This is a genomic window from Pseudomonas sp. 43NM1 (assembly GCF_002836905.1).
In the GTDB taxonomy this organism is placed as follows: Bacteria; Pseudomonadota; Gammaproteobacteria; order Pseudomonadales; family Pseudomonadaceae; genus Aquipseudomonas; species Aquipseudomonas prosekii.
The window spans coordinates 1-17,699 of sequence record NZ_MKGS01000010.1; the positions used below are offsets into that span (position 1 = coordinate 1).

General features: G+C 58.6%; 14 protein-coding genes and 1 pseudogene. 4 read left to right on the forward strand and 11 right to left on the reverse strand.

Going from position 1 to position 17,699, the window contains the following annotated elements; all coding sequences use genetic code 11:
• The 8 genes from BI292_RS02940 to BI292_RS02975 all read right to left on the reverse strand — a co-directional run.
• The coding region (locus tag BI292_RS02940; protein ID WP_157831204.1) for an alcohol dehydrogenase catalytic domain-containing protein at positions 1-662 on the reverse strand (662 nt) is incomplete at its 3' end.
• A 205-nt stretch (positions 663-867) separates the two neighbouring features.
• The gene (purU, locus tag BI292_RS02945) at positions 868-1,725 is read right to left on the reverse strand and encodes a formyltetrahydrofolate deformylase (protein WP_101206932.1); all 858 of its coding nucleotides are present in this window, start codon (positions 1,723-1,725) and stop codon (positions 868-870) included.
• 297 nt (positions 1,726-2,022) lie between these two features.
• Positions 2,023-2,655 carry a sarcosine oxidase subunit gamma gene (locus BI292_RS02950; RefSeq protein WP_101206933.1) on the reverse strand — a complete coding sequence of 211 codons (633 nt, stop codon included), beginning with the start codon at positions 2,653-2,655 and terminating at the stop codon, positions 2,023-2,025.
• A gap of 133 nt (positions 2,656-2,788) precedes the next feature.
• On the reverse strand, positions 2,789-5,806 hold the full coding sequence (locus BI292_RS02955) for a sarcosine oxidase subunit alpha (RefSeq protein WP_101206934.1): 3,018 nt from the start codon (positions 5,804-5,806) through the stop codon (positions 2,789-2,791).
• A complete protein-coding gene (locus BI292_RS02960) occupies positions 5,803-6,132 on the reverse strand; it encodes a sarcosine oxidase subunit delta (RefSeq protein ID WP_092277097.1) in 330 nt (109 codons plus the stop codon). Before BI292_RS02960 ends, BI292_RS02955 begins: the two co-directional genes overlap by 4 nt.
• A gap of 15 nt (positions 6,133-6,147) precedes the next feature.
• Positions 6,148-7,398 (reverse strand): sarcosine oxidase subunit beta, encoded by a 1,251-nt coding sequence (locus tag BI292_RS02965; protein WP_007947735.1) that lies wholly within the window; start codon positions 7,396-7,398, stop codon positions 6,148-6,150.
• A 21-nt stretch (positions 7,399-7,419) separates the two neighbouring features.
• Positions 7,420-8,673 (reverse strand): serine hydroxymethyltransferase, encoded by a 1,254-nt coding sequence (glyA, locus tag BI292_RS02970; protein ID WP_101206935.1) that lies wholly within the window; start codon positions 8,671-8,673, stop codon positions 7,420-7,422.
• 285 nt (positions 8,674-8,958) lie between these two features.
• Positions 8,959-9,675 (reverse strand): TraX family protein, encoded by a 717-nt coding sequence (locus BI292_RS02975; protein WP_101206936.1) that lies wholly within the window; start codon positions 9,673-9,675, stop codon positions 8,959-8,961.
• A 131-nt stretch (positions 9,676-9,806) separates the two neighbouring features.
• Here BI292_RS02975 and BI292_RS02980 point away from each other — a divergent pair, with 131 nt between their 5' ends.
• A complete protein-coding gene (locus tag BI292_RS02980) occupies positions 9,807-10,847 on the forward strand; it encodes a low specificity L-threonine aldolase (protein WP_092277088.1) in 1,041 nt (346 codons plus the stop codon).
• Positions 10,848-10,958: 111 nt separating this feature from the next.
• Positions 10,959-11,168: pseudogene (locus BI292_RS02985) on the forward strand (short chain dehydrogenase); the annotation flags it as partial.
• Positions 11,169-11,508: 340 nt separating this feature from the next.
• On the opposite strand, the gene gbcB reads toward BI292_RS02985, so the two are convergent.
• Entirely contained in the window at positions 11,509-12,609 is a 1,101-nt protein-coding gene (gene gbcB / locus BI292_RS02990) for a glycine-betaine demethylase subunit GbcB (protein ID WP_092277085.1), read from the reverse strand.
• A gap of 296 nt (positions 12,610-12,905) precedes the next feature.
• On the opposite strand from gbcB, the gene gbcA reads away from it, so the two are divergent.
• Positions 12,906-14,201 carry a glycine-betaine demethylase subunit GbcA gene (gbcA, locus tag BI292_RS02995; protein ID WP_101206937.1) on the forward strand — a complete coding sequence of 432 codons (1,296 nt, stop codon included), beginning with the start codon at positions 12,906-12,908 and terminating at the stop codon, positions 14,199-14,201.
• 68 nt (positions 14,202-14,269) lie between these two features.
• Here the strand turns inward: gbcA and BI292_RS03000 are convergent, their stop codons facing one another.
• Both BI292_RS03000 and BI292_RS03005 read right to left on the reverse strand, forming a co-directional pair.
• On the reverse strand, positions 14,270-15,049 hold the full coding sequence (locus BI292_RS03000) for a hypothetical protein (RefSeq protein ID WP_101206938.1): 780 nt from the start codon (positions 15,047-15,049) through the stop codon (positions 14,270-14,272).
• 76 nt (positions 15,050-15,125) lie between these two features.
• Positions 15,126-15,899, reverse strand: coding sequence for a hypothetical protein (locus BI292_RS03005; protein WP_092277076.1), 774 nt, complete (start codon positions 15,897-15,899; stop codon positions 15,126-15,128).
• A 1,643-nt stretch (positions 15,900-17,542) separates the two neighbouring features.
• On the opposite strand from BI292_RS03005, the gene BI292_RS03010 reads away from it, so the two are divergent.
• Positions 17,543-17,699 (forward strand): transposase (locus BI292_RS03010; protein ID WP_157831205.1); only part of this gene is annotated, 157 nt, incomplete at its 3' end.

Below are 17,699 nucleotides of genomic sequence, written 5' to 3' on the forward strand. Positions count from 1 at the left end.
GTGTTGACGTCGCCGATGATCACCACCGCCGCGCCCAACAGGCGAGCGGAAGCGGCAGCGGCGAGGCCGACCGGGCCGGCACCCGCGATGTACACGGTGCTGCCCGGGCCGACGCCGGCGGTGACGGCGCCGTGGTAGCCGGTCGGCAGGATGTCGGAGAGGCAAGTCAGGTCGCGGATTTTTTCCATCGCGCGGTCGCGGTCCGGCAGTTTCAGCAAGTTGAAGTCGGCGTACGGCACCATCGCGTATTCAGCCTGGCCGCCGGTCCAGTCGCCCATGTCGACGTAACCGTAAGCGCCGCCGGGACGGGCCGGGTTGACGCTCAGGCAAACGCCGGTGTGCATCTCTTTGCAGGAACGGCAGCGCCCGCAAGCAACGTTGAACGGCACGGACACCAAGTCGCCGATTTGCAGGTTCTCGACGTCGCTGCCCTTCTCGATGACTTCACCGGTAATTTCATGGCCCAGCACCAGACCGGTTTGCGCCGTGGTACGACCGCGCACCATGTGTTGATCGGAGCCGCAGATGTTGGTGGAGACGACGCGCAGGATCACAGCGTGATTAATCTTCCTGCCGCGCGGGTCCTGCATTTTGGGATAGTCGATTTTCTGTATTTCGACCTTGCCGTTGCCGAGATACACGACACCACGATTACCAGACATGCTTTCACCTCGCTGTTGTTTTTATGTAGCGGTCGCGTCGCCATGGATCGGCGGCGCGTTGATTGCTCGGGTTAGTGCTTGTTTGTCTTGTGTTGCCTGTTATGGCCTCATCGCGAGCAAGCCTTGCTCCTACGGGATTGAGGTTGTCCCCAATATCGCGATTCGCTCCGACCCTGTAGGAGCGAGGCTTGCCCGCGACGGCGAATTAAAGAACGACAGTGCGATTGGCGTTTAAAAACACCCGTCGCTCAATGTGATAACCAACGGCCCGCGCCAGGGTCAGCCCTTCGATATCCCGCCCCTTGGCGATCAGATCTTCCGGGTAATGACTGTGGTCCACGGCCTCGACGCCCTGGGCAATGATCGGCCCTTCGTCCAGATCGTTGTTGATGTAATGCGCCGTCGCCCCGACCAGTTTCACGCCTTTGTTATAAGCCTGGTGATACGGCTTGGCGCCTTTGAAACCCGGCAGCAGCGAGTGGTGGATGTTGATCGCCTTGCCATCGAGCTTGCGGCACAGCTCGGGCGAGAGAACCTGCATGTAGCGCGCGAGGATCACCAGTTCCGCGCCGGATTCTTCGATCACTTGCCATACCTGACGCTCTTGCGACGGTTTGTCGTTGGGGTCGAGTGGGAAATGGTAGTACGGAATCTGGTGCCAGTCGGCGAGCGGCTTCAGGTCCGGGTGGTTGGACACCACGGCGGCCACGTCCATCGACAATTGGCCGATGCGCTGGCGGTAGAGCAAATCGTTGAGGCAGTGATCGGCCTTGGAAACCATGATCACCACTTTCGGCCGGTAGTTCGGCGCAGTCAGTTCGAAGATCATGCCGAAACTGGCGCCGCGTTCTTCGAGGCCGGCGCGGAAAGCTTGTTCGTCGAAGCCGTCGGGCTGACGGAATTCCACGCGAATGAAAAACCGACCCGAGAGCCGGTCATCGAAGGAATGGTGCTCGGTGACGTAGCAACCCTGCTCGAACAAAAAGCGCGTCACCGCGTCCACGGTGCCGAGCACGCTGGGGCAGTCGGCAGTCAGAATCCATGTGTCTGGGGCGCGGCTCATAGTGCGGTGACTCCTGTTCATTGTGCGGGGTGTCAGGAAAATCCCCCCCTCACCCTAGCCCTCTCCCCAAAGGGGCGAGGGGACTGACCGAGTTGTTCCTGCAGCTACATCGACCTGAAATACCGAGTTGAACTCAGGCTCTTCAAAAGCGATTTCAAGTCGAACACAAATAGCGACAACACTAGAGATCCGCCCCCTTTCCCCCTCTCCCCTCTGGGGAGAGGGTTGGGGTGAGGGGTCGATCTAAAGCCAGCCTCAATATCGAGGCCAACTCAATCGAGGCCAACTCAAACTGCTTTAAGCCTGAACGCTCAGCCCGTATTCGGCCGCCGCATCCTGCAGCCACAACCACCAGTAATCCGAAAAGCTGCGGCGGATCAGCAGTTCCCAAGTGTCTTCAGCTGTGTGACGAATCACCAGTTGCGACTTGGCGAACACGGTGCCGACGGCTTTGCCCACCGGGAAGCTGTTCGGGTGCACGTCGTAGCTGGTGGATTTCATCAGCACCTGGCGCACGTTCGGGCCGCTCAGTTCAAGGATTTGCTGGCCGCCGCTGACGTTGACGATCTGGATGTGCAGGTCGCCCAGCGCTTCACGGAGTTTTTGCTCGGCGGCGAATTCTTCGCCGCTCGGCACGATCAGCAGCCACTCGTCCGGGCCCATCCATTGCAGGCTGGTTTCACCCTTGATGATGACGGCCAGCGCGCCGGGCAATTCGATGCCCAAGGCTTTGTGCACGCCTTCACTGAACGCCGGATCGTGGCCATCGCCACGAAGGGTCAAGTGGCCGAGGAGTTTTTTCTCACGCACGATCACGCCGGCGCTTTTGCGGCCCTTGCCCACCAGGCTGGCGAGGTCGGCATGATGCAGCGACGACTCGGCTTTGGCCCCGGTGGTCGGGCGTTGTTGGTAAACATTGGCTGCGGTCATAAAGCACCTTTCTGAATTCGTACGACACACCTGTGGGAGCAAGGCTTGCCCGCGATTGGGGCGACGCGGTTCGGCTGATACACCGCGTCATCGTTCATCGCGGGCAAGCCTTGCTCCTACAGGGTGTGTGTGGTTACACGTTCTGGCGATCACCTTTCGGGTCGAAGAACACCGAAGAAACAATCTCCGCCTCGATCACGCTGCCATCCGCCAGCGGCGCAAAAACCCGCTCGCCGATGCGCTTCAAGCCGCCCTTGACCACGCCCATGGCAAACGAATAGCCCAAGGAGTTGTGCAAGTAGCTGGAGGTGACGTGGCCAACCATCGTCATCGGAATCGTCTGCTTGGTGTTGAACACCAGTTGCGCGCCTTCCGGCAGCCATTGAGTCGGATCGATCGGCTTCAAGCCGACCAACTGTTTGCGCTGTTCACGCACACAATCTTCGCGATTCATCCCGCGCTGGCCGATCCACGAAAACGGCTTGGTGCGACCGACACACCAACCCATGTTCAGGTCGTCCGGGGTCATCGAGCCGTCGGTGTCCTGGCCGACGATGATGAAACCCTTCTCGGCCCGCAGCACGTGCATGGTCTCGGTGCCGTACGGCGTCAGGTTGTATTGCTTGCCGGCCTCGACGATTTTCTCCAGCACGCCCATCGCATAGTCGGCCTGCACGTTGACTTCGTACGACAGCTCACCGGTAAACGAAATCCGGAAAACCCGTGCCGGCACACCGCCGACCTGGCCTTCTTTCCAGGTCATGAACGGGAACGCTTCGTTGCTCAGGTCAATGTCGGTGACTTCGCTGAGCAGCTTGCGGCTGTTCGGCCCGGACAGGGTCATGGTTGCCCAGTGATCGGTCACGGAAGTGAAGTACACCTTCAAATCTGGCCATTCGGTCTGCTGGTAGATTTCCAGCCATTGCAGCACGCGTGCCGCGCCGCCCGTGGTGGTGGTCATGACGAAATGGTTGTCGGCCAGGCATGCAGTCACGCCGTCGTCGAAGACCATGCCGTCTTCTTTGCACATCAAGCCGTAACGCGCCTTGCCGACGTCGAGCTTGGTCCAGGCGTTGGTGTAGATGCGGTTGAGAAACTCGCGCGCATCCGGGCCTTGAATGTCGATTTTGCCGAGGGTCGAGGCGTCGAGCAGGCCGACGCTGTCGCGCACGGCTTTGCATTCGCGCTTCACCGCCGCGTGCAAGCCTTCGCCGTTTTTCGGGAAGTACCAAGGGCGTTTCCACTGACCGACGTCTTCAAACTCGGCGCCATTTTTCACGTGCCAGTGATGCAGCGCGGTGTGGCGAACCGGTTCGAAAATGTGCCCACAGTGACGACCGGCCACCGCGCCGAAAGTCACCGGCGTGTAGTTCGGGCGGAACATCGTGGTGCCCATCTGCGGGATGGTCACGTTCAGCGAGCGGGCGGCGATGGCCAGGCCGTTGACGTTGCCGAGCTTGCCCTGATCGGTGCCGAAGCCCAGCGCGGTGTAGCGTTTGACGTGCTCGACCGACTCGAAACCTTCACGGGTCGCCAGCTCGATACCGCCCGCGGTGACGTCGTTTTGCAAGTCGACGAATTGCTTCGGCGCACGCGCCGAGTTCTTTTCATGCGGCACCTGGAACAGCGCCAGAGTCGGCTCTTCGAGACGGCTCAGGGCTTTCGGCAAGGTCGCTTCGACCAACCCGAAACCGGCTTCGCTGGCGGCGCGCACGCCTCCCTCAAAACCATCGGCCAGCGAATCGCCGAGGCCGTAGACGCCATTGATGCCGCCGACGCACACGCGTTTCTGCGGTGCTTCGCCCGGTACAAAACCGAGGATGTCTTCACGCCAGGTCGGTTTGCCGCCCAAGTGCGAAGCCAAGTGAACCACCGGGCTGTAACCGCCGGAAGTCGCCACCAGATCGCAATCGAGCCATTCGCCCGGACTGGTCACCGCGTGTGCTTTCACATCAATTGCGGCGACGCGTGCAGCGCTGACGCGCTTGGTGCCGCGCGCTTCGATCACCGCGCTGCCAGTGAGGATGCGAATGCCTTTGGCGCGTGCTTCTTCAACCAACGCACCGCGCGGGTTGCTGCGCGCATCGGCGATGGCCACGACTTGCAGGCTGGCGTCGAGCCAATCCAGGGCCACGCGATAGGCGTGATCGTTGTTGGTCGAGAGGACGAGTTTTTTCCCCGGAGCCACGCCGTAGCGGCGCACGTAAGTCGAGACAGCGCCGGCGAGCATGTTGCCCGGCACGTCGTTGTTGCCGTAGACCAGTGGCCGCTCGCAAGCGCCGGTGGCCAGCACCACACGCTTGGCGCGGACCCGGTGAATGCGCTGACGCACCTGACCAATCGGTGCGCGGTCGCCGAGGTGATCGGTCAGGCGCTCGTGAATGGTCAGGAAGTTGTGGTCGTGATAACCGTTGACCGTGGCGCGCGGCAACAGCAGCACGTCCGGGGTGTTTTTCAGTTCTTCGATGACGCTGGCGACCCACTCGATAGCCGGTTTGCCATCGAGGCTTTCGCGCGAATCGAGCAGGCTGCCGCCGAATTCTTCCTGCTCATCGGCAAGAATCACCCGTGCGCCACTGCGCGCCGCCGCCAATGCCGCCGCCAGACCAGCAGGGCCGGCGCCGACGATCAGCACGTCGCAGTGCTGGTTCATGTAGTCGTAAGTGTCCGGATCGTTCTCGGTCGGCGAGCGGCCAAGCCCGGCAGCCTTGCGGATGTACTTTTCGTAAGTCATCCAGAACGATTGCGGGTACATGAAGGTTTTGTAGTAGAAACCCGGCGGCATCAGCTTGCCGCCGACCTTGCCGAGAATGCCCATCATGTCGTTGTTGACGCTCGGCCAGCCGTTGGTGCTGGTCGCGACCAAACCTTGGTACAGCGCTTGTTGCGTGGCGCGCACGTTGGGAATTTGCGTGGCTTCGGTGGCGCCGATCTGCAGCACCGCGTTCGGCTCTTCGGCACCGGCGGCAAAGATGCCGCGCGGACGCGAATACTTGAAGCTGCGACCGATGATGTCGACACCGTTGGCAATCAGCGCAGCGGCCAGCGAGTCGCCTTCGAAGCCTTTGTAGGTCTGGCCGTTGAAGGTGAAGCTCAGCACTTTGTTGCGGTCGATCCGTCCACCGTTGGACAGGCGATTGATCTGGCTCATACCTTCTCTCCCAGAGCCGTGGCGGCCGCTTTCGGGCTATCGGTCTTGTCGGTGAATTGTGGCTTGGCGCCGATCTTGTAGGTTTCCAGAATCTCGTAGGTCACGGTGTTGCGGGTCGCGTTGAAGTACTGGCGGCAACCGGCGGCGTGAATCCACAGTTCGTGGTGCAGGCCGCGCGGGTTATCGCGGAAGAACATGTAGTCGCCCCACTCCTCGTCGGAGCAGGCCGCCGGGTCCAGTGGGCGCGGAATGTGCGCCTGGCCGGATGCGTGGAATTCCTCTTCGGAGCGCAGCTCGCCGCAGTGAGGACAGAAGATGTGCAACATAGGAAATTTCTCCTGTTAGTGGGCGACGGCCGCAGCGCCGTGTTCATCGATCAACGCACCGTTGTGGAAACGGTCGATGGAGAAAGGTGCGGCCAATGGGTGCATTTCACCCTTGGCCAGACTCGCGGCAAATACGTTGCCCGAGCCAGGTGTGGCCTTGAAGCCGCCGGTGCCCCAACCGCAGTTGAAGAACATGTTCGGCACCGGAGTTTTCGAGATGATCGGGCACGCATCCGGCGTGGTGTCGACGATGCCGCCCCACTGGCGGTTCATGCGTACGCGCGACAACACCGGGAACATTTCGACGATGGCTTGAATGGTGTGCTCGATCACCGGGTACGAACCGCGCTGGCCGTAGCCGTTGTAGCCGTCGATACCGGCGCCGATTACCAGGTCGCCCTTGTCGGACTGGCTGATGTAACCGTGCACCGCGTTGGACATGATCACGCTGTCGATAATCGGCTTGATCGGCTCGGACACCAGCGCTTGCAGCGGGTGGGATTCGATCGGCAGGCGGAAACCGGCGAGCTTGGCCATGTGCCCGGAGTTACCGGCAGTCACTACACCGACGCGCTTGGCGCCGATGAAGCCTTTGTTGGTTTCAACGCCGATGCACACGCCGTTTTCCTTGCGGAAACCGATCACTTCGGTCTGCTGAATCAGGTCCACGCCGAGTGCGTCAGCGGCACGGGCGAAACCCCACGCCACGGCATCGTGACGGGCGACGCCGCCGCGACGCTGGACGGTGGCGCCCATCACCGGGTAGCGAGTGTTTTTCGAGCAATCGAGGTACGGAATCTCGTCGGCCACTTGCTTGGCATCGAGCAGCTCGCCGTCGACGCCGTTGAGGCGGTTGGCGCTGACCCGACGCTCGGAATCACGAATGTCTTGCAGGGTGTGGCACAGGTTGTAAACGCCGCGCTGCGAGAACATCACGTTGTAGTTCAAGTCCTGGGACAGGCCTTCCCACAGTTTCATCGCGTGTTCGTACAAGTGCGCCGACTCGTCCCAGAGATAGTTGGAGCGGACGATGGTGGTGTTGCGCGCGGTGTTGCCGCCGCCCAGCCAGCCTTTCTCGACCACGGCGACGTTGGTGATGCCGTGCTCTTTGGCCAGGTAATAAGCCGTGGCGAGACCATGCCCGCCACCGCCGACGATGACCACGTCATAGACCTTTTTCGGGGTCGGCGTGCGCCACATCTTCTGCCAGTTTTCGTGATGGCTGAGGGAGTGCTTGAAGAGGCCGAAGCCTGAGTAGCGTTGCATAGTCATTTACTCCAAAACCGCTCAGCGATAAACCGGGAAGTCTGCGCACAGGGCCGACACTTGCTGCGCGACATTGGCCTCGACGTCGGCATCGCCGAGGTTGTCGAGGATGTCGCAGATCCAGCCGGCCAGCGTCACGCACTGGCTGACCTTGAAACCGCGCGTGGTCACCGCCGGGGTGCCGATGCGCAGGCCCGAGGTCACGAACGGCGACTGCGGGTCGTTCGGCACGGCGTTCTTGTTGACGGTGATGTGGGCGCGGCCGAGTGCGGCGTCCGCCTCTTTGCCGGTGAGGCCCTGACGGATCAGGCTGACCAGGAACAGGTGGTTGTCGGTGCCACCGGACACGACGTCATAGCCGCGCTCGATGAACACGCCGGCCATCGCCTGGGCGTTGTCGATCACTTGTTGTTGATAGGCTTTGAAACCTGGCTCCAGCGCTTCCTTGAAGCACACCGCTTTACCGGCAATCACGTGCATCAACGGGCCGCCCTGACCACCGGGGAACACCGCCGCGTTGAATTTCTTTTCCAGTGCTTCGTTGGCCTTGGCCAGGATCAAACCGCCACGCGGACCGCGCAACGTCTTGTGGGTAGTGGTGGTGACCACGTCGGCGTACGGCAGCGGGTTCGGGTACAAACCCGCGGCGACCAGACCGGCAACGTGAGCCATGTCGACGAAGAAGTACGCGCCAACCTTGTCTGCAATCTCGCGAAAGCGCGGAAAGTCCAACGTCTTCGAATACGCCGAGAATCCGGCGATGATCATTTTCGGTTTGTGCTCGACCGCCAGACGCTCGACTTCGTCGTAGTCGATCAGCCCGGTTTTGGTGTCGATGCCGTACTGCACGGCGTTGTACAGCTTGCCGGAAAAGCTCACTTTGGCGCCGTGGGTCAGGTGACCGCCGTGGGCCAGGCTCATGCCCAGCACGGTGTCGCCGGCGTTGAGCAATGCCAGGTAAACCGCAGCGTTGGCCTGGCTGCCGGAGTGCGGCTGGACGTTGGCGTAATCGGCGCCGAACAGTTGCTTGGCGCGTTCGATGGCCAGCGCTTCAACCTTGTCGACGTGCTCGCAGCCGCCGTAGTAGCGCTTGCCCGGATAACCTTCGGCGTATTTGTTGGTCAGGCCGCTGCCCTGCGCTTGCATGACGCGTTTGCTGGTGTAGTTCTCTGACGCGATCAGTTCGATGTGATCTTCCTGGCGTTGCTCCTCGGCATTCATCGCCGCCAGCAGTGCATCGTCGTAGCCCTTGATCTGGTCTTGCTTGCTGAACATCGCGTCTCTCCCAGCGGCATCTATGCGCCATTCGTCTCGGTAAGGCCCTGGCAATTTCGGCAGTGCCCTTTGATGCGATGGTATGACCGGCGCAGACAGGTCAAATGCCTACGGACGCCACGCAAAGGTGCGTTTACGACATGCGCTGAAATGGCTGGCGCGACACAAGCTTTGAACCCGCCAGGAACTCATGTGGGAGCGAGCTTGCTCGCGATGGCGATGGGTCAGGCAACATCGACGGTGGCTGTGCTGGCCTCATCGCGAGCAAGCTCGCTCCCACAGGGGTCAGGCGATTACCTGGCGGACGGCGAGCAACAGCAAAAAATGCAGCGGATACAGCGCATACGCCCAGCGGCGCATCGGTGGCGGCTTGACGCTTTTAGCGTGTCGCAACAAGAACACTCCCAGCACTGGCGCGATCAGGCAAATCACAAAACCGCCAATCGCCGTGCCGTTGCCCCAGCGCGCCGCACTGTACAGCACTTGCCATTGGTTGGCCGCCAGACAGACGATCCCCGGCAACAGGCTGAAATACCATGGCCGGCGAAACACCAGAAGCATCGCCAGCGGCAGCAGCACGCCGAAAAACCCGAACATCAGCCGTTGTGCAAACAATGCCGCAATCACCACCGCGCCCACCGCCAGCCATCGCGATTGCAGCGTCGGTCGCCGCCAGCCGCGCGCCAGCAGCAGACCGAGGACCAGGGTCGGCATCACGTTCAACGTGTCGGGATCAGGAATAAACAGTCGATAGGGGATTTCGCTGATCGCACTGAACAGCAGCAACCAGCCCAGATAACGCCACTGGCCGTTCGCGGCCGCCGTGTTGGCCCGCGCCAGATTCGCCGCCATCGCCAGGCAAAACCACGGAAACGCCAGCCGCCCCGGCACATACAGGAAATCGACGGAGTAACCGACATATCGCAGGTGATCGAGCACCATGCTCATCAGCGCCAGCCACTTGAGCAGATCCAGCGCGCCGTCCCTTTGCGTCATGTGCATAATTGCCCGTCAATTGTGTAATTTTCTGACAGCATCATCGCGTGTGCTCCCCGGACGATCTTCGGTAAAGTGCGCACCATCATTGACCCCGAGGCCCTTCACCATAAGGGCCTTGCACACGGAATCAGGCCATGACCGATAAGAGCCAACAATTTGCCAGCGACAACTATTCCGGCATCTGCCCTGAAGCCTGGGCCGCCATGGAACAGGCCAACCACGGCCACCAGCGCGCTTACGGCGACGATGAATGGACCGCACGCGCGTCCGACGATTTCCGCAAATTGTTCGAAACCGACTGCGAAGTGTTTTTCGCCTTCAACGGCACTGCCGCCAACTCGCTGGCCCTGTCGTCGCTGTGCCAGAGTTACCACAGCGTGATCTGCTCGGAAACCGCCCACGTCGAAACCGACGAATGTGGCGCTCCGGAATTCTTCTCCAACGGTTCGAAACTGCTGGTCGCGCGCACTGAGAACGGCAAGCTGACCCCGGAATCGATCCGCGAAGTCGCGCTCAAGCGCCAGGACATCCACTACCCGAAACCGCGCGTGGTCACGCTGACTCAAGCCACCGAAGTCGGCAGCGTCTACACCCCGGAAGAAATCCGCGCGATCAGCGTCACTTGCAAAGAACTCGGTTTGAACCTGCACATGGACGGCGCGCGTTTCTCCAACGCCTGCGCCTTCCTCGGCTGCACGCCGGCGGATCTGACCTGGAAAGCTGGCGTTGATGTGCTGTGCTTCGGCGGCACGAAAAACGGCATGGCGGTGGGCGAGGCGATTCTGTTCTTCAACCATAAACTGGCGGAAGACTTCGACTATCGCTGCAAACAGGCCGGGCAACTGGCTTCGAAAATGCGCTTTCTCTCGGCGCCGTGGGTTGGGATTCTGGAAAACGACGCCTGGCTGAAATACGCCAAACACGCCAACCGTTGCGCGCAATTGCTTGCCGAACTGGTCAGCGATATTCAAGGCGTGGAATTGATGTTCCCGGTGCAGGCCAACGGCGTATTCCTGCAACTCTCGGAACCGGCGATCGCCGCCCTCACCGCCAAGGGCTGGCGCTTCTACACCTTCATCGGCAACGGCGGCGCCCGCTTTATGTGCTCATGGGACACCGAAGAGGAACGCGTGCGTGAATTGGCGGCGGATATCCGCGAAGTCATGTCCCGCTGAGCCCTCCCCTCCCCTGCCGGACCTGACGGACCCGTAGGAGCTGTCGAGCCCCCGCTCACATGCCGCCAAAAGTGCCGAGCCGCATCCCAAGTTGCCGGGCACGATTTTCGGGGCTCGCGGGAGTCCTTCAAACATGCACGAACGCCGGCGATCATGGCGGATCCCGCGCACATCATTCTGGACAGCGCTGGCCGCAGCATTACCGGGCGGTTGCTGATTGATGAGGAGGTTTTGCGCGAAAGCGGAGTGACGGATTTCGAGGGGTATCGGTTTGAACCGGGCGCCACCGACAAACTGATGCCGGACCTGTTTGTCGATTGAGGGGTTTGTAGTGTCAGCTGGGTCCACCCCTCTCCCTAACCCTCTCCCCAAAGGGGCGAGGGGACTGACCGAGGTGCTCTTAGAGCTACGTCGACCTGAAAAACCGAGTCGAACTCAGGAATGGAATGACCTCGATACTTGAAATCCAGAGTCGAACTCAGGAATTGAATAGCCTCGATACTTGAAATCCAGAGTCGAACTCAGGCTTTGAATAGCCTCGATACTTGAAATCCAGAGTCGAACTCAGGCTTTGAAAACAACGAAGATCTGCTCCCTTTCCCCCTCTCCCCTCTGGGGAGAGGGTTGGGGTGAGGGGGTGGTTCTTGAAGTTAACGAATCATCAGAACTCAATCCGCACGTCGCCCTTCGGCACGCTGCAGCAGGACAGGATGTAGCCTTCGGCTTCGTCTTCTTCGGTGATCCCGCCGTTGTGTTCCATGTCGACTTCGCCGCCCAGTTTCAGCACTTTGCAGGTGCCGCAAATGCCCATGCCGCAGGCTTTCGGGATCAGCAGGCCGAGCTTGGCGGCGGCGGCGTGCACGGTTTCGCCCGGCGCCACGCGAATGCTTTTGCCCGAAGAGATGAACTCCACTTGATGCAGGTCTGCCAAATCGACTTCTGGCGCATCCGCAGCGATTTCCGCCTGTTCCACCGCATCGGCGCGGGCCTCCGGTGGGGTCGCGCCGAAGGATTCTTCGTGATACCGCGACATGTCGAAACCGACCGCTTCGAGCATGCGCTTGACCGCGTTCATGTACGGCGTCGGGCCGCAGCAGAAAACTTCGCGCTCCAGGAAATCCGGCGCCATCAGTTCGAGCATCTTGTGGTTCAGATAACCGCGATAGCCGGCCCACGGCTCGCCCAGACCGTGCTTCTCGCAGATCAGGTGCAGGCTGAAGTTGTCGATCCGCGACGCCATGTGTTCCAGCTCGCGGTGGTAAATGATGTCTTTCGGTGAACGTGCGCTGTGGATAAACACCATGTCGACGTTGCCGTTGGTGTCGTAAAACCAGCGCGCCATCGACATCACCGGCGTGATGCCGACGCCGCCGCTGAGGTAGAGCACTTTCGGCGCGGTGAAATCCATGGCGTTGAACAGCCCGACCGGCCCGTGCACCGCCAGCTCCTGGCCCTCGTGCAAGGTGTCGTGCAACCAGTTGGAAACCTTGCCGCCCGGCACGCGTTTGATCGTCACCGAAAAGCTGTACGGCACCGATGGCGAACTGGAGATGGTGTAGGAGCGCATGATCGGCACGCCTTCGATTTCCAACTCCAGGGTGACGAACTGCCCCGGTTTGAAGAAGAACAGAATCGGCTGATCGGCCATAAAGCAGAAGGTGCGCACGTCCCAGGTTTCCTGGATGACTTTGACGCAACGGACGATGTGTCGACCATTGGCCCAGGTCTGGGTGGTAACCGGATTCAGGAAGCTGTTGGACATGCTGTTCTCCGTAGCCGTGTGTCGGCCTTATGTTGGCGATTCTGCGTATAGCGCGAGTCGCCCATTTACCTATCTGCGACATTCACATACTTATCGCGACCAGCCCCCAACTACCGGGGGTTGCGCGTCGGGAACAGATTGGGCCATGTCGCCCATGGATAAGGTTCTGGCGTGCGCCGGCCCCACACTCGCCCCATACCTATACACATTCCTTACACCTTCAATTAGCACCTTGCGTCGCAACCCTGATTAGCCACTTTCGCCGGCCACACAGAATGGCCTTGAGGATCAAATCGATGGACGTCACCGCAAAAATCAGCTTGGGCGATCCGCTGGAACCCGCACGCAAGGCCACCGCGCAGATGCTGCAAGAACGCGAGCGCACTTTCTCGCTGCCGCAGCCGTTTTACTCTGACGAGCGGCTGTTCGATATCGACATGCAGGAGATTTTCCAGAAAGAGTGGTTGATCGCCGGCATGACCTGCGAGATCCCGGGCAAGGGCAACTACCTGACGCTGCAAATCGGCAAGAACCCGATCATCGTGATTCGCGGTGCCGAAGGCGTGGTGCACGCGTTCCACAACGTCTGCCGCCACCGCGGTTCGCGGCTGTGCACCAGCGACAAGGGCAAGGTCGCCAAACTGGTCTGCCATTACCACCAGTGGACCTACGAACTCGACGGTCGCCTGCTGTTCGCCGGCACCGAAATGGGCGCCGACTTCGACATGAAGCAGTACGGCCTCAAACCGGTGAACGTGAAAACCGCTGGCGGCTACATCTTCATCAGCCTGGCCGAGAATCCGCCGGCGATTGATGACTTCCTGTCGACGCTGAACCATTACATGGAACCGTACGACATGGAGAACACCAAGGTGGCCATCACCACCACCCTGGTGGAAAAAGCCAACTGGAAACTGGTGCTGGAAAACAACCGCGAGTGTTACCACTGCAACGCCTCGCACCCGGAACTGCTGAAAACCCTGCTGGAATGGGACGACGTCACCGACCCGCGCGCCGATCAGGCATTCAAGGATCACGTCGCCGCGTCCGCCGCCGCATGGGACGCCGAAAAAATCCCTTACGCCCACGCCAGTTTCGGCCTGCGCAACCGCATCGTGCGTATGCCGCTGCTCAAGGGCACCGTGTCGATGACCCTCGACGGCAAACAGGGCTGCGCCAAACTGATGGGCCGGATCAAAAACCCGGACCTCGGCTCGATGCGCATCCTGCACCTGCCGCATTCGTGGAACCACTGCATGGGCGACCACATCATCGTCTTCACGGTGTGGCCGATCAGCGCGCAGGAAACCGTGGTCACCACCAAATGGATCGTGCACAAGGACGCGGTTGAAGGCGTCGATTACGACGTCGACCGCATGCGTCAGGTCTGGGACGCGACCAATGATCAGGACCGGCGCCTGGCCGAAGAAAACCAGCGCGGAATCAACTCCACGGCTTATCAGCCAGGGCCTTATTCCAAGACGTACGAGTTCGGCGTGGTGAATTTCGTCGATTGGTACAGCGAGCGGTTGCTGAACAATCTGGGGGCCGAGCCTGCGGCCTACCTCAAAGGGGTTCCGGTTCAAGGCTGATTGCTCAGACAGCGGTTCCAACCATCCACAACAAAGGGCGCTCAGCGCCCTTTGTCAGTTATGTCGTTTCAGATATCCACACTGTCCAAAAACTGTCGAGTGCCTGTATCAAGTTCGATTCCGGCAGGCGCGAGATTGGCTGGAACAAGCATTATATTTTCGCGGATATTGGTTTCGCCCAGCTTGTCGATGATCTGCTGGCGAATTGCCGAATAGTTCGACTCGATCAATTCAGCCTTGAATGAACTGACGCTTACATTGCCCAAAATATCCTTTACTGCAAACTTCTGATTAAACAAATCCGCTTCGACCGACTCAAGCGTCTTGAAATAAATACTGCAAATGGACAATCGACTGCCGCTGTGAACAACGCTGAGTTGCAGATTAATGACCGAGATTGTCGACGGCACTGGCGGTACTTTTTCTTCTACCTCGAATTCGACGTGGGTTTTGCTATTGTACAAAAGCGCAGGCGCACTGGACTCAGGCAGTTCCAGCCAAAGACCAATCCCCTCCTCAATGCAATCTACCAAGTTGGTATCCAGCGTCTTGAAAAATGTCGCCTGCAAAATCTTCATCAAAGTTAACGAGCGAATCAGCGGTGGCACAGGATAGCTGATCGTATTGGAGTTGGTTATTTGCCAGAATACTTTCCCCAACGAGTTGCGATACATATCCAGCCAGGCCGCAGGATCAATAAAACGTGATGTCAGTTTTTTATCAGCAGCCAACTGGCATAACAAATTGGAATTGACTACATCCTGCACAACAGTGGCGTTCGTTACCGAAGGCGCGGCGACTAGCAAATTACCTGATACGACGTAAGTTTCGGCGGCAGGCAAGCTCATGGCGAATCATCCTTGAATAATGATGACGCGAAGAAGACAAACCCGGCACCTGAGTGCCGGGTTCGCATCAGGACAATTAAATATCCAGGTCTTTGACAAAGTTTTTGGCGTTATCACCAAGCTTGTCGATAACAGCCTGGCGAACCTGTTTGTACACCGATTCGTTCAGGACAATCTGTTGCGCCGCCCGGTACATCCGAGACGATGATGAACTCCAGTGCCAGAACAGGAAGCTGCCGGACTGCACCGTCGTCGTCGCGTTGACGCACGTCAGCACCATAATCACGTTACCGCCGGTGTCCTGCGCCACCGGAAGGATCTGGAAGGTGCCGGTGCCGCTCTTGGTGCTGCTGTTGTCGAAGAGTTTCAGCGCGCCTTGATTATTCGGATTGGATTTCAATGCCTCGAAAGTTTGCGCCACCACTAGATACAGGGCTGACTCGGGAGCAACCACCTGAGCGAGAACTTCCAGCACCACCTGGTCCATCGTGACATCGGTATTCTTTGGCTGATAATCGGAGTAAGCACTTGATACACGACCCCAGCCCAGATTCGCCAGACCTTCGGTATAAAATTTGAACCACTCCTGCTTCTGCGAATCCGGATCAAACTTTTTGTCAGCCGCCAGTTGCATCAACAACGTGCTGTTCTGCACATCGTCGCGGGCTTGATCAGTAAGCCCTGACACAAAAGAAACCACACTGCCTTTGACCACCGCCGCGCCATTCTCATCAGCACTGGCACGCACCACTGCTGATCTTTCGCGAGAACTTACTGCGGCCGGTGCTTCTGGAATTTCAAGTTTCGAGATCCAGGCCAGACGTTCTACATGGCTTTCGATAACACTCATGACAATGCTCCATATTGTTAAGAAGTTAGTTACACGATTGGCTGCCACCGCCGAGCTGACTGTTTTAACAGATCAGCCGCGCACGCAATAACGTGAACGCTGGTAGGCGTCATTATCTATTCATAAACGCAGTGAATCCCGCCGATGATGCAACGGCAGACTTGGATTTAATCCAGTCGAAGAAGATATCGGTTATAGCGCGGCAGACAAACGAAGGTCGTGCGGTAAGTTTCCATGATCTCTCTCCTTGAGAAATGCGAGTACGCAATGGTATTCCGTCCAGTGCTTTTTGCCAGTGACAGTTAAGTCTTGAAGCCACCATGTGTCAATGTGCCTTTATAGACTTATAAGGAGTTATCTAGAGAATTTTCAGGGCCATTGGCGATAACTTCCATGGTGGTTTTGTTGCTGCCACTCAAGCGTGTTCTGGCGGACTGAAGTGACACGGAACGCGGGAGCGCATTAAAACTGTACGAAATTTGATCTATTGCGTTTGGGACTAGACGTAGCGTGGTTTGCGGGGTTTAGCGAACAAGTTATCCACAAGCCCACCCACAGGTATTGGGGACAACTGAGGTTGCTCGCGAGAAATGATCGATAAATAGTGAATAAAAACCGTGACTTATTCGGAAGTACACTTTGAGAGCGGGATTGGTTGTTTTTTGATCGAAAGGTTGCAAGGCACGGTTTGTATAGCCTGTAGAGGATGGCAAACATGTTATCCACAGAAGGGCTAACAGACTTTGGGGGCAACTTTGCCTGGTCTGTGGAAAACGGCGGATCGCGGCGATAAATCCGGGGTTGGGGTAAATTTTCGGAGGGAAAAGGCTGAATTGGTTGTTTATTGATCGATCACGTGTAAGGCCCGATTTATAAGGCGTGCAGCGGACAGCGAACATCTTATCCACAGAAGCGCCAACAGAGATTGGGGGCAAGTGTGGATGCTCGAGCAGAGTTATCCCAAGGAAAAAGCCAGGAAAAACCGCGAGTTAGGCTGGTTGTTTTTTGTACGAGAGGCTGCAGGGCTCGAAGCACAAGGGCTGCGGCGAAGCGCGAACACCTTATCCACAGATACGCTAACAGGGATTGTGCATAAACCTAACATCACGCAAATTTCTGGGGTATACATGGAATCTGGGACCGACTGAATTTCTGTAGGAGCTGAGCTTGCTCGCGAAAGCGGTGGGTCAGGCAACATCGGTGTTGGATGTTAGTCCGTCATCGCGAGCAGGCTCACTCCCACAGGGGATGGTGGGTGTACATGGAATCTGTGACCTACAGAATTCCCGTGGGAGCTGAGCTTGCTCGCGAAAGCGGTGGGTCAGGTGATATCGATGTTGGATGTCAGTCCGTCATCGCGAGCAGGCTCACTCCCACAGGGGATGGTGGGTGTATATGGAATCTGTGACCTACAGAATTCCTGTAGGAGCTGAGCTTGCTCGCGAAAGCGGTGGGTCAGGCGATATCGATGTTGGATGGGATGGCCCCTTCGCGAGCAAGCTTTGCTCCTACAGGGGTTTTCGGTGGTCACAAATTTTGTGTACACCCACCGGTCCTGTGGGAGCTGAGCTGAACTGGCCTAATGATTTTGGACACTTCAATCGGGCGCTATGATGGCGCCCAAATCTGAGGTGTTTTTGGATATGCGTAATTCTTATTCAACTGAGTTCAAACTCAAGGCTGCTGGCATGGTGCTGGATGAGGGGATATCGGTTCCCGAGGTTTGCGCCAGTTTAGATATTGGCTCTACCGCCTTGCGTCGCTGGGTCGATCAGGTGCGTAAAGAACGCCAGGGTTCGA